Below are 13,336 nucleotides of genomic sequence, written 5' to 3'. Positions count from 1 at the left end.
CGCTTCTCCCTTCATGCATCGGGCTGCTCACGGCGAAGCAGGCGCATCAGCACCGCGCTTCCAGACAGCACCAGCACGAGCAGCACAACGGCGATCGCGGTCGCCCGGCCGGTCTGGAATTCCTTGAACATGGATGTGACCATCAGGGTTCCAAGCGTGTGACTCCCCGAGTCCGGGTCCTGCGATGTCAGCAGCCAGATCATTTCGAACGCGTTCAACCCGGCAATGACGAGAAAAACGAGGGCGACAACAATGCTCTGCCAGATCAGGGGAACCGTGATGCTGAAGAACTGCCGCATGCGGGACGCACCGTCAATCTCCGCGGCCTCGTAGAGATGCTGGTCTATGCCCTCCATCGCGGCAAGGAACAGCACGAGATTGAAGCCGCAGGCCATCCACACATGGATCGGCACCAGCGACCAGTACAGGTTGCGCGGCGCCAGCCAGGGGTGCGCCTCAAAGGACATGAGCGTTTCACTGCCCAGGATCCGTCCGAGGCCGGACAACGCCGCGTTCGCCAGGCCTCCGTGGGGTTCGTAGGCGCTCATCCACAGGAGGGCTGCCGCTATGCCGCCGAGGAGATTGGGAAACAGAAACACCGATCGGAAGAACCCCGCCCCAAGCACCCCGCGATGCAGCAGGTAGGCCAGCGTCAGCGAAACTGGCAGCACAATGGACGCGGGCACGACCATCAGGAACAGGTTGTTGCGAAGCGCCATCCAGAAGGTGTCGCTCTCAAAAAGCAGCCATCGAAAATTGAAGAGTCCGACCCACTCGCGCTGTCCCATGCCATCCCAGCGCGTGAACGCCCACAGCGCGGCAACCAGGCCCGGAACCAGTATCGCAGAGGCATAAAGGAGAAAGGCCGGTGCCACGAAGACGCCGGCAACCCGCAGGCGCATCGGTCCGAAATACTCCCCCTGCATTGAATCCATTCCGTTCGCGCCGCGCCGCGCACGCCGCCATCCTCCCGGCGGCTTCAGCATCAGCCAGACCGCCATGGCAAGCAGTCCGGCGATCAGAAGTCCGCCCGCCCACGCGTGACGATACTCGATGCGACCGGGATTCGCCACGCGTGACCGGTGCACGCCTGCGGCCGTCTCGACCCGCGCCGCATATTCGCCGGGAGAGATGCGGCCGGCCATCAGCGACAAGCGCTCGTCGACCAGAGCCTGGCGAACCGCGGGCGGCTGCAGCATGACCTGCGGCATCGTGAAGGCCTGCCTCGCACCCAGTATCAGGGTGGCGATGTCCCGCATCCGCGGAGTGAATTCGTCCGGTGTGATACCCTTGATCGCGGTCGGCGATTGGATGCGCCGGACGAATGCATGCGCGCGCTCCCGCGACGTCAGGTACCGAAGAAAATCCAGCGTTGCCGCCTCCCTCGCGGGGTCGCCCGTGACAAAGCAGAAGAGGTTGTCCGTGCTCGCCTGGATCGTTGTCGGATCGGCGATGCCATCCTCGAAGACGGGAAAGTTCATCACTCCCACGTCGAGATCAGGGGGCAGCTTGTCGCCCATCTCGTAGAGCATCCATGAGCCGGATACACACATCGCCGCCCGCCCCTCCGCAAAGGCGATCTGGGCGCCCGTGTGCGTCGACCCTTCCCAGCCCGCCAGCAAATAGTGCCGCGCGATGCGCTGAAGCACCTCCGCAGCCCGCACATAACGCGCATCCGAGTAGGCACCGGCCTCAGTCCGGTTCATTCTTCCCCAGCCTTCCGCCCCCGCAAGATTGTAGTAGGCGGAGCGCACTATGGAATCCGGATAGTTGCCGTAGATTCCGGTCAGGCTCATCGGTGCGATGCCTTCCCCGCGCATCTGCTCGCAGAGCGCAAAGAACTCCCTCCAGGTTCGCGGCACGTGCCAGCCGCGCGCCTTGAAGAGGCCCCGGTTGTAGAAGATCGCCCAGCAGGCGTAGCTCACGGGCACACCGTAGGTGCCGCCCTCGATTTTCCACGAGTCCAGCGCCCCGGGCAGAAACGTGTCCCGCCAGCGTGCATCCCCCTCCCAGTTCGGCCCGTCCAGCAGCGGTGAAAGATCGCGCAGCCTGCCGGCGCGCACCAGAGCGGGAATCAGGACGTCGCGCGGAAGCATCGCATCGGGCAGCGTACCTGCGACAACGCGCACCCGGATCTTGTCAGAAATTCGCGGATCGCCATGGAGCTTGACGGTCACATCCGGACGGAGTTTCTCAAACTCCCGCGCCGTTTCCTCATAGAATGCCGTGCCGTAGCCTCCCGCGAAAATCGGGACCTCAATCTCCGTGCCCGCGAGCCGGCCTCCCGCGAACAGCGCAAGAGCGCCCAACACCCTCAAGAGGTGAAACTGGCGGAATAGAAGACAGATTGAACGCATCGACAGAAAAGGTCGGCGGGAACGGGGGACTCTCCATCGATCCCCCCGGCCACGTCAATGCAATGGACCGACTGCGATGCGCCTGGTCCCATTGCATGTGGTGGCTTGCCACCTGCGAGCCGCTCACTCATGAATGCCGATTCATCACCGTTGCGGCCTCTTCCTCCCCCCGCATGCCTCTCCCTCCATGAATGCCTCCCGGCGCCCGCCACCCTCCTCTCCATCGTCCTCACTACGCCTGACACGCCGCGAGGCCCTGCGTCGCGGGCTCGCCGGCATCCTGGCTGCATCGTCCGCCCCGATGTTCTTTCGCGGCAGCCTGTGGGGACAGGCCGCACCTGCGAACCGAATTCAACTGGGAGTTATCGGCAACGGAAACATCGCCGCAGCCCATATCGGCGCGCTGCTGGGACGCGATGACTGCCGGATCATTGCGCTCTGCGACGTGTCAAGGAAGGCTGCGGATTTGGCGGGAGAGCGCATTTCCCAGGCGTACGGCAAGGGCGCGACACCTGCGATCCACGCCACGCACGAGGAGATTCTGAAACGCGCCGACATCGACGCCGTGTTCGTCTGCGTGCCCGATCACTGGCATGCGCCGATCGCAAAGGCCGCCATGATCGCGGGCAAGGACGTCTATTGCGAAAAGCCGCTGACTCTCACCGTGCGCGAAGGCCGCATCCTGGTGGAAACCGCGCGCCGCTGCGGGCGCGTCCTCCAAACGGGCTCGCAGCAGCGCTCAAACGCCGCCTTTCGCAAGGCCGCGGAAATGGTTCGTGCGCGATGGATAGGCGACCTCACGGGAATCCGCACTGTGCTTGGCCAGTTTCCCCTCCCAAAGATTCTGTCGGAGCAACCCGTCCCGGCGGACTTTGACTACGACCGCTGGCTCGGGCCAACCCCCTGGCGCCCGTACAACGCCCAGCGTGTCCTGGGAAACTACGGCGGTGGCTGGCGGGTTTACCTCGAATACGGGGGAAGAAAGAATGGCGACTGGGGTGCGCACCATTTCGACATCATCCAGTGGGCGCTCGGCATGGACGAAAGCGGGCCTGTCGAGTTTCTGCCAAAGGGCTGGGAGGACGTGAAGGCCCAGACGCATCGCTACGAGTCGGGCGTCAGGGTCGAGCGCGTCGAACGCGTCGAGCACGGCATGATTGAATTCAAGGGCACGAAGGGAACGATCTGGGTGGGACGCGATGACGTCCTCGTCACCGATCCCGCGCCGCTTGCCGCGCGCCCTCTGCGGGCGGACGAGCCCCACCTCTACGCCAGCGATGATCATCACACGGATTTCTTCAACTGCATGCGCACCCGCCAGCGGCCGATCTGCGATGTGGAGATCGGCAACCGCACCGCGACCATCTGCCACTTGAACAATATCGCGGCGCAGCTTCGACGCCCCATCCGCTGGGATCCCCGGAAGGAGGAGATCGTCGGCGACGCCGTGGCTTCACGCCTCCTCGACCGCCCGCGCCGCGCTCCATTCACCCTGTTTTAAGGCCTGTCCCATGCCTCCGCCCCCCGTCCATCCGTCCCTTTCCCTCTTTGTTCGCCTCGCCGCCTTCGGGTCACTCCTGTCGATTGCGGTATCCAAGCCTTCACTACGCGCAGATCCGGTCACCCCTGAGGCGCGCGCATTGATTTCCGCGGCAATTCCCGCCACCGCGCCGGCCAAGCCCGCAAAGGAGCGATGTCTGCTGATCTACACACAAACGAAGGGCTATCGACACGCTTCCATCGAAACCGGAGTGGAGGCGCTCAGTCTCATGGGGGAACGCACAGGCGCCTACCGGGCCGTCGCCGCTGACAAGCCCGCGGTGTTCACACCCGAAAGTCTGCGCGGTTTCGACGCCATAGTGCTGCTCAGCACGACTGGCGAGATCTTCGACACAGTTGAAACCCAGCACGCGCTGCTCGACTATGTGCGCAACGGCGGCGGCGTTGTTGGCATACACGGTGCAACCGATAGTTGCTACAATTGGCCGCAGTATGGGGAGATGATAGGTGGGTATTTCATCAGCCATCCATGGACGCACGACTGGAACGTCACCGTATGGAACGAGGATCCTACTCACCCGCTCAATGCCGCGTTCAAAGGCGCGGTTTCGTTCGCAATCCAGGACGAGATCTACCAGCTCAAGGACCCGTATTCCCGCGGGACCCACCGTGTAATTCTGAGCCTCGACATTCGCCGCAGCGGAGAGCGGCATCCAGACATAGCGCCAAAGATCGTCCGCACCGACAACGACTTCGCCATCAGCCAGCTTCGCATCTACGAGAAGGGCCGCGTCTTCTACTGCTCGCTCGGTCACAATCACGCCATCTATTGGAATCCCTCCATTCTCGCCCACTACCTCGCCGGCATTCAGTGGGCGATGGGCGACCTGCAGGCCGACGCGACGCCTCGCAAACGTCCCACACCTCCCCTCCTCGCCTCCGACCCTGCGCTCTACGAAGCAGTCGCCCGCACCGGCTACGACGCTGATCAATCGCCATTTGAATGGCTCGATCACGCGATTGCCGAGGCAAAGCTCAATGCGGCGACGCTTGCCACGATCGAGTCCCGCCTCGCGACCCTGCTTGCCTCGTTGTCGACCACACCCGCAGCCAGGCAGGCGGTCGCCCAGCGACTGGCCGGGATCATTCCCAGCAATCCCGAGCCCGGTCGCGAGTCGTTGCAAATCCTTGCTCCGCTGCTTCTCGACGCATCCCAGGTCAATGTCGCTCGACTTGCGCTCGAACCGATACCGGGCGGCTCCGTGGACCGGATCTTTCTCGATGCGATGGCGAGAGCCGAAGGCGAGGCTCGCAATGCCATCATCAGTTCGGTGGGCGTGCGGCGGATGGCGAAGGCCGTCCCGGGCCTGCGGATTATTCTGGAAGGGGCGGCTTCCGAAGCCTTCTCCCACGCCGCGACCGCGCTCGGCAGGATCGCAACCGAGGATGCCCTCGCGGCACTGGAATCCTCCCTGGCCTCGGCTTCGCCTGCAATTGCCGAGGCAATACTGGCGGCGGCAGACCGCCTGCCGCCAGCCATCGCCCGAAAGGCCTTCGCTCGCATTGAGGCTTCGCCGGATTCCTCCACCGCTGCGCGCCTGGTCGCATTCCGTGGAATGCTCAAGACCAACCCCGGCACCGCGGTTTCGCTCATCATCGCAACACTCCGGTCCGGCCCGCCGGATCGACGCGACATCGCCACGGAGGCGATTTATTCACTGACCGACCCCGGCACGGCATCCCGGTTGGGCGACGCCATCCCTTCCTTCGATGCCAGGACCCAGATTGCTGTTCTCCATGCACTGGCGCGCCGCGGTGAATCGCAGGCGGTGCCAGCAGTGCTGGCGACGCTCAAGAGTCCGGATGAGCAGGTTCGCATCGCCGGACTTCATGCGCTCGCCATGCTGCCTGGTACTCCGGCGGTCGCCCATACACTCGCCGCCCAGGCGACCCAATCCTCCAGCCCCATGGAGATCAAGGCGGCGAATCAGGCTCTCGCGGACTTGAATGGCGCTGGCGTTGACCAGGCTGTACTCAAGGCTGCCCTTCACGCCGGTGCCCCGGCTCGCGTCGTCTTCATCCGGCAACTCTCGGCTCGCGCCCTTTATGACTCGATTCCCTCTCTTCTCGCAATGCGCACGGACGCGGATCCCCTCATTCGCAACGCCGCGCTGGAGTCGCTGGAAATTCTGGCGGGTGCCAGGGACCAGGGGCCCCTTCTTGACTGGGCTCTCGAAGCAAGCGATGCGCAGGAGAAGATCCGCGCCGTGCGCACCCTCATTGCCACGACGCTTCGCAACCCGGACCTCGCCGGCCGCAATGCCGCGCTGATCGACAGGCTCGCAAAGGGCGGCCCATCCGCGCAGTTCCTGCTGCTTCCCGCACTGCCACGGCTTGCGGACAGGCAGACGCTCGCCGCCGCCACGAAACTACTGGACTCTCAGGACCCCGCCGTCGTGAAGTCAGCCGTCTCCGCGCTCGTCCGCTGGCCTGATCCGGGTCCGCTCGGGGCGCTCCGGGATTTCGCGGAGAACCCCCGGAATCCCGCTGAATTGCGCACGACCGCGGTGTCGGCAGCCGTCTCATTTTTCAAGACAGCCTGCCAGGCCAACCCCAGGCAGGTCGACCTGGACTCCGCCGCACGCCTTCTCGCGGCCAGTTCCAACCCAACGGAACGCAATTCAATACTCTTTCAGATAAGCCGAACCGCATCTCCCGAAGCCCTGCGACTCGCCGGGCGTTTCACGAGTGATCCCGCACTCGCTGAAGCCGCCAAGGACGCCATCCTCGCCATCCGGGCCAATCAGGAATGGCCGCCAGCCTTCAGTGCAACCGCCGGTGCAGGCCAGTTGAAGGCATTGACAGACAATTCACTTTCCAGCGCGTGGACTGTGCCAGCCGTTGCCGGTCAGGAAATCACGATCGACCTCAAGCGCACGCGACCGATTCACCGGCTGACACTGGATCGCGGGAATCGTCTCAACGACTATCCTCCAGCGTTCGAAATCCATGTTACCGACGATCCGGCTTCGCCCGGTCAGCCCAGCATTGCAGGCGTGGGTTCGCGCACCTCCATGGACATTCAGTTTCCCGAGACCGTGCACGGCCGCTATGTGGTCATCAGGATTACGACAGCCCGTGCGGGAGCAAACTGGTCAATCGCCGAGTTCGGAATCGAGTAGTGTCAGCCGCGCCGGGTCAGCCCTCGGGCGACGAGCAGCGCCTCGATGCGCCGGCGGGACGCGACGACATCCTCCGGCACCGAGGCGGGTGAGAGCTCGAGCACAAGCGTATGATGCGGACGCCAGAACGAGCTGATCATCTCAAAATCCACGCTTCCGCTTCCGACCGGCTGATGATCCTCTCCCGCTGCGTTGACATCGTGGAGATGGAATCCGATCAGACGCGACGAAAGTGCCTCCAGTTGTCCGCGATGATCAACAAGGCCATAGCGGTGCTTCAATTCCGCGTGGCCCGTGTCATGCCAGTAGCCGCTGGTTGAATCCGTTCCCACAGCGTCAAACAAGCGGCCAAAATCCTCATCCACGGGCAATTCCTCGAGCCGCTCACGATTCTCAAACCCCAGTCGCACCTGCTTCTCCCGGGCGAGAGGCTCGACTTGCCTGAGGGAATCGATCAATGGATCCCAATGCAGCGGGAGCCGCTTGCGAATCCGGTTCATCACGCGATCCCGCAGCGGAGCAAACCCCGGCTGGGAGAAGGCGGTCTGAAATCCCCGCTTGTCCACCCATCGACGAAGCTTCTCCGCGGGACTTCCCCACAGGAAGTCGATTCCCCCAAGGTGACAAACCACGGCTGTCGCCCCCACCTGTGCCGCGAATTCCAGCGACCGCCTGGTATGCCGAACCCATTGGGCACGCTCCCTTGAATAGCGTGAAGACGGCTCGAACAGGTTGGGCGCCGCTTGATTGATGCCTGCCGGCAATGGACAGAAATTGTGCGTCGACACCACGCTGACGATACGTTCCTCGATCGCTTTGAGCAGGCCGGGAACGAGAACAATCCGGATGCCGTGGCTGAGCTCAATCTGACTGAATCCCAGTTCCGCCATTTCCCGGGCCATCGCATAGCCGTCCGAGTGCCGATGTGAACACCACGAGGTTGAAAGGGCGAATTTCGGAATCAAGGGAAGCGATGGAAACGGAACACAGCTCCGCACAGGAGTGAAGACCGAAAAAAAGACCGCGCCCGTTCGATCGGACGCGGTCAAAGTCTCAAACAGGACGGCCCCCCGGGCACGTCGATATCAGTCAGCGTAGCGGCGACGCAGCATCGCCGTAAAAGCCTGCACCTTGTCCTTGCGGCGGCGCTTCTCACACGGCTTTTCGTAGTATCGCTTGGCGCGCACGCCTTTGATGATGTTTTCGCGATCAAGCTTCTTTTTCATGCGCCGAATCGCGCGGTCAATTGGCTCGTTCTTGCGTATCTTGATTTCGATGGACATGTCGTCGGAAGTGGATGGCCCGTAGGCGGAATTGCGAAAAAGGCGATGAATAGGGCAAAGCGGGTGCCGGTCGTCAATCGCAATTTTCCCGGGCGCATGGGCGCAAATCCGACCGCGATTTGCGCACTCAACGCTTGCCGTGCCGATTTCCTGCCGTTGCTTTTTGCGCTGTGCCGTCCGCCTCTGATTTCGTTCATCTGCACGTTCACTCCGACTACAGTCTGCTCGATGGCGCCTGCCGCATGGATCGCCTCATGAACCGTGCGCTCGAGCTTGGCATGAAGGCCATCGCGCTGACCGACCACGGCAACCTGTTTGGGACCATCGAGTTTTACAATGCGGCCAAGGCGCAGGGCATCAAACCGCTGATCGGTTGCGAAATCTACCTGACCGAAACCTCCCGGCTGGAAAAAAACGGTCGTGCGGAGGAGGGGAAGAGTTTCTATCACCTCGGCCTTCTCGCCCGCAATCTGCAGGGCTACCAGAACCTTCTGAAGCTGGTGTCAGACGCCCATCTCAAGGGATTCTACTACAAGCCGCGAGCTGACTATGAAACTCTTTCGCAGTACGCCGACGGATTGATTGCATTCTCCGGATGCATGTCGGCCATCGTCCCGTATCACCTGCGTCACGATCGATTTGACGACGCCTGCCGGGCCGCGGCTCGGTTTGTCGACATCTTCGGGCGGGAAAATTTCTTCGTGGAAATCCAGGACCACGGCATACCGGAGCAGCGAAAGATCATTCCCGGGCTGCTGGCCATTGCGGAAAAATTCGGCCTCAAGGTCATCTGCACGAATGATGTGCACTACGTGCGCAGGGAGGATGCCGCTCCTCACGACGCCCTGTTGTGCATCCAGACCGGAGCCAAGATCGCCGACAAGGATAGGATGATGCTCGAAGGAGGCCAGTTCTACCTCAAGAGCCGCGATGAAATGGCGGCTCTGTTCTCCGAGGTGCCGCATTCGCTCACCAACACCCTCGCGGTTGCGGACATGTGCGACCTGGCCATTCCTTTTCCAAAGGGCTCCGAGCGCTATCCCCGCTATCCGCTGCCGATTGAGATCGCGGGGAAATTCGACCGGGGATCCTACCTCCACCAGCTCTGCGTGGACGGCCTCAGGTCACGCTACGAGATCAGGCATGCCGAGATCGCAAAGCGCCCGGTGGTCATGGAACGACTGGCCAGTCTCTCCCGGCCTGCCCCTGGAGAAAAGCCCTCCGCACCCGACTACTCCGGATTGCAATCCGATGAACTGCTGGTCGTGCGCATGGAATATGAGCTCACAATCATCTCGGTCACGGGATTTGAGGACTATTTTCTCGTGGTCTGGGACTTCATTGCCTGGGCGAAGTCGCACGGAATCCCGGTCGGGCCCGGACGCGGTTCCGGCGCGGGATGCCTGGTTGCCTTCCTGCTGGGAATCACCAATCTTGATCCCATTCGCTTCGGGCTGCTTTTCGAGCGCTTTCTGAATCCCGAACGCGTCTCCCCGCCGGACTTCGACATCGACTTCTGCATGCGCCGCCGTGGCGAGGTGATCGACTATGTTCGCGGCAAGTACGGCAGGGACTGCGTGGCGAACATCATCACCTACGGCACGCTCGGCGCGAAAATGGTGATCCGCGACGTCGCTCGCGTGAACGACCTGCCCTACGCGGAGGCGGATCGGCTGGCCAAGATGATTCCTGACGAGCTGAACATCTCGCTCGAAAGCGCGATCGCCAAGAGCGCGGAGCTGCGCAATGAAATCGACCGCAATCCCGGCGCCAGGAAGATCGTCGAGTCGGCGCGGGTGCTCGAGGGCATGGTGCGCAACACCGGCAAACACGCCGCCGGCATCATCATCACGGACAAGCGCCTTGACGAATTCGTGCCGCTGACCCTGCAGGAAGGAGACGTCACGGTGCAGTTCGACATGAACGCGGTCGGCAAGCTCGGCCTGCTGAAGATGGACTTCCTCGGATTGAAGACGCTCACCGTCATCTCGGATGCGGTTGGAAACGTGCGCAGGAAGGCCAGGCCCGATTTCGACATCGAGTCCATCCCTCTCGACGACCCCAGGACGTACGCGCTTCTGAACTCGGGGAAAACCGTCGGAGTGTTCCAGCTTGAATCCGGCGGCATGCAGAATGCCTCCAAGCTCGTTGGCATCTCCAACATCGACGACATCAACGCCGTGGGAGCTCTCTACCGTCCGGGTCCCATGGCGTTCATCCCCGACTACGCCCGCGGCAAGAAGGATCCGTCCTCCGTCAGCTACCCTCACCCGCTCCTCGAGCCCATCCTCAAGGAAACCTTCGGCATCATCGTGTACCAGGAGCAGGTCATGGAATGTGCGAAGATCGTTGCCGGCTATACGCTCGGCGGCGCCGACATGCTGCGCCGCGCCATGGGCAAGAAGGATGCCGATGCCATGGCGAAGGAACGGGTCAAGTTCGTCGAGGGTGCCCGGAGGCTGCACAACATCGACGAAAGGAAGTCCAACGAGATCTTTGACCTCCTCAACAAGTTTGCGAGCTACGGATTCAACAAGTCCCACTCCGCCGCATACGCGCTCATCAGCTATCAAACCGCCTACCTGAAGGCCAACTACCCGGTCGAGTTCATGGCTGCAGTGCTCACGACCGAACTGGGCAACGCTGAAAAGGTGGCGCATTTCATCAGCGAGGCCGAGGCCATGGGCCTCACCGTGCTGGGGCCGGACGTCAACGAAAGCCGCGAGAACTTCACGCCTGTTCGCGCCTCGACCTCCAATGCGGGGGGTGCCATCCGCTTTGGTCTCGCCGGCATCAAGGGAGTGGGCGAAGGTGCGGCGGGAAAGATCATCGAGGAGAGGGAAAAGCACGGCGCGTTCTCCAGCTTCATCGACTTCGTTCGCCGGGTGGACTCCAAGGCGATCAACAAGCGCGTCCTCGAGCATCTGGTGAAGACAGGCGCCTTCGATTTCTCCGGTGTTTCGCGAAGGCACCTCTTCGACGGCATTGACGGAGCCCTCGCGGAGGCCTCCTCGATTGCCCGGGACCTCGCCTCGGGTCAGGATTCATTCCTCGACATGCTTGCCGGTGAGCCCCAAGCCGGCGCACCCGCGAGCCCGCAGGCACAGACGATGGCGCCTGCGCGCGAGGCGCACCTTCCGGACTTCGCACCCACGGAGCGTCTGACCTTCGAAAAGGAGCTCCTGGGATTCTACGTGTCGGGTCATCCGATGAACGACTACGCCGCCCTGACCGAAGCTCTCGATACGTTCGCGATTGATGAACTGCTGAATCAGGAAAACCGGACGGAATTCAGGATCTGCGGAATTGCCGGCAGCCTTTCCAAGAAATTGTCGAAGAAGGACAATCGTCCATGGATGGCGTTCACCCTGGCCACAAGGCGCGGCACACTGCCGGTGAACATGTTCGCCGACGCATTCAAGACCCATGGACACAATCTCGCGGAAAACGCGTCGATTGCCGTGCTCGGCACGATCCTCAAGGGCGACGACGGCACCCGCATCAATGTGAAGGAAGTGTATCCACTGGATCTCTACGTCGCGAATAATATCGTGCGCATCACCTGGCTGCTTCATCCGGCCCACGCCGGAACCCTTCCGTTTCTCACGAGGCTGCGCGATGCGATGAACGCGCATCCCGGGGAAACCCGATCGCAGATCGGCTTCCTGATGGAGGATCGTGTCGCTCCCCTGGCTGAAACCAGCGCCGCGCTCGGCTGGAAGCTTTCCGGACCCGTCTTCCAAAGCCTTCGAGCCGAGATGTGCGTCGCCGGTGTGCAGATTGAGTCGCGTCCCCTTGAAATCAAGGAAACGCGCCGGTGGACAAGGAAGTAGATCGAAAGCCCGCAGTTCATGTTCGACCCATCCACGCTCAATCGCGCCGCCCATGTCATCCGCGGAGTCACGCCCAGACTGCCTGCGGACTCCGTTCTGCGCCTTGAGCTGGCGGCCAACCGCGCTCTTTCCCCGGCCGCCCGCAGCGCGGTGTCGCGTGCGGTGTTCAGTTACTATCGCTGGATCAAGTGGCTGAACCGCCACGATTCGATTCAAGCCCAGGTCAATGACGCACTGGAGCGGCAGGCGCGGCATGAACGCGATCCGACAGCCATCAAGCTGGAGGCACTCGCGGCCCGCGCTGTTCCGGAATGGCTCGCAGCTGAAACCGCCCTGCCCCCTGAAACGCTCCGTCTCCTTCAGCTTGAACCCGTGCTCTGGATCCGGGCCCGTCCGGGAATGCGCACCGCGCTCGCTCAGGAATTGAACCATTGCGAGCTTCCGTCCAACCTGTCGCCGGATGGCGCGCTTGCGGCCGAGGCGAAGCACGCCCTTCGATTTTTTGGGAAAAGGGACCTGTTCACGACCGGCGCGTTTCAGCGCGGCGCATTCGAGATTCAGGACATCGCCTCGCAGCTGGTCGGACATGCCTGTGCGCCAAACCCTGGAGAGGTTTGGTGGGACGCCTGTGCCGGAGAGGGCGGCAAGAGCCTGCATCTTGCCGACCTGATGGCCAACCAAGGGACGCTTTGGGCGAGCGATCGCTCAAGTCGCAGGCTCGAACAGCTCAGGCGTCGCTTTGCGCGCGCCCAGCTCTTCAATGTCCGCGTGGCTCCGTGGGAGGAACCCGAGGTGCTCCCGACACGAACGCTCTTTGACGGGGTGCTTCTGGATGCACCCTGCAGCGGGGTCGGCACCTGGCAGCGCAATCCGCACGCCCGCTGGACCACGAAACCGCAGGATGTCCTGGAGCTCGCCGGTGTCCAGGCACGGCTCCTCAACCTTGTTGCTAGGCAGCTCAAGCCCGGGGGGAGACTGATCTACTCCGTGTGCACCCTCACCCGCTCTGAAACCACCGCCGTGGCCGATGCCTTCACAGCTGCAAATCCCGACATGATTCCCGACCCGGTCTTCAGTCACGCCTCATTCCCGCAGACGACTCTCTGGCCGCACGAGTTTCGTTCCAACGGCATGTTCATCGCCGCCTGGAGACGCCAGCGATAGGCCTGCATCCGCACGGG

The 13,336-nt window shown here is 62.5% G+C and carries 7 protein-coding genes; 4 read left to right on the top strand and 3 right to left on the bottom strand.

Annotation, left to right across the window (positions count from 1 at the left end):
- Positions 1 to 11: 11 nt before the first annotated feature.
- Positions 12 to 2,357 (bottom strand): extracellular solute-binding protein, encoded by a 2,346-nt coding sequence (locus HS122_16575; protein ID MBE7540012.1) that lies wholly within the window; start codon positions 2,355 to 2,357, stop codon positions 12 to 14.
- A 187-nt stretch (positions 2,358 to 2,544) separates the two neighbouring features.
- On the opposite strand from HS122_16575, the gene HS122_16570 reads away from it, so the two are divergent.
- Both HS122_16570 and HS122_16565 read left to right on the top strand, forming a co-directional pair.
- Positions 2,545 to 3,858: a Gfo/Idh/MocA family oxidoreductase gene (locus HS122_16570; protein MBE7540011.1), complete on the top strand. Its 1,314-nt coding sequence runs from the start codon at positions 2,545 to 2,547 to the stop codon at positions 3,856 to 3,858.
- 10 nt (positions 3,859 to 3,868) lie between these two features.
- Positions 3,869 to 7,039 carry a ThuA domain-containing protein gene (locus HS122_16565; GenBank protein MBE7540010.1) on the top strand — a complete coding sequence of 1,057 codons (3,171 nt, stop codon included), beginning with the start codon at positions 3,869 to 3,871 and terminating at the stop codon, positions 7,037 to 7,039.
- A 2-nt stretch (positions 7,040 to 7,041) separates the two neighbouring features.
- Here the strand turns inward: HS122_16565 and HS122_16560 are convergent, their stop codons facing one another.
- Both HS122_16560 and rpsU read right to left on the bottom strand, forming a co-directional pair.
- On the bottom strand, positions 7,042 to 7,941 hold the full coding sequence (locus HS122_16560) for a TIM barrel protein (GenBank protein ID MBE7540009.1): 900 nt from the start codon (positions 7,939 to 7,941) through the stop codon (positions 7,042 to 7,044).
- Between the two features lie 183 nt (positions 7,942 to 8,124).
- A complete protein-coding gene (rpsU, locus tag HS122_16555) occupies positions 8,125 to 8,322 on the bottom strand; it encodes a 30S ribosomal protein S21 (protein ID MBE7540008.1) in 198 nt (65 codons plus the stop codon).
- Between the two features lie 170 nt (positions 8,323 to 8,492).
- On the opposite strand from rpsU, the gene dnaE reads away from it, so the two are divergent.
- Both dnaE and HS122_16545 read left to right on the top strand, forming a co-directional pair.
- Positions 8,493 to 12,155, top strand: coding sequence for a DNA polymerase III subunit alpha (gene dnaE / locus HS122_16550; protein ID MBE7540007.1), 3,663 nt, complete (start codon positions 8,493 to 8,495; stop codon positions 12,153 to 12,155).
- 18 nt (positions 12,156 to 12,173) lie between these two features.
- A complete protein-coding gene (locus HS122_16545; GenBank protein ID MBE7540006.1) occupies positions 12,174 to 13,319 on the top strand; it encodes an RsmB/NOP family class I SAM-dependent RNA methyltransferase in 1,146 nt (381 codons plus the stop codon).
- Positions 13,320 to 13,336: the final 17 nt, after the last annotated feature.

This window comes from Opitutaceae bacterium (genome assembly GCA_015075305.1).
Taxonomy (GTDB): domain Bacteria; phylum Verrucomicrobiota; class Verrucomicrobiia; order Opitutales; family Opitutaceae; genus UBA6669.
The sequence above is the reverse complement of the archived record's forward strand: the minus strand, read 5'-3'. Positions and strand labels throughout refer to the sequence as shown.

What these genes read in the sequence shown, in the direction of transcription:
- HS122_16560 (MBE7540009.1), bottom strand. Translation starts at nt 7,941, where the DNA reads ATGGCCCGGGAAATGGCGGAACTGGGATTCAGTCAGATTGAGCTCAGC.
- HS122_16570 (MBE7540011.1), top strand. Translation starts at nt 2,545, where the DNA reads ATGAATGCCTCCCGGCGCCCGCCACCCTCCTCTCCATCGTCCTCACTA.
- HS122_16565 (MBE7540010.1), top strand. Translation starts at nt 3,869, where the DNA reads ATGCCTCCGCCCCCCGTCCATCCGTCCCTTTCCCTCTTTGTTCGCCTC.
- HS122_16575 (MBE7540012.1), bottom strand. Translation starts at nt 2,357, where the DNA reads ATGCGTTCAATCTGTCTTCTATTCCGCCAGTTTCACCTCTTGAGGGTG.
- HS122_16545 (MBE7540006.1), top strand. Translation starts at nt 12,174, where the DNA reads ATGTTCGACCCATCCACGCTCAATCGCGCCGCCCATGTCATCCGCGGA.
- rpsU (MBE7540008.1), bottom strand. Translation starts at nt 8,322, where the DNA reads ATGTCCATCGAAATCAAGATACGCAAGAACGAGCCAATTGACCGCGCG.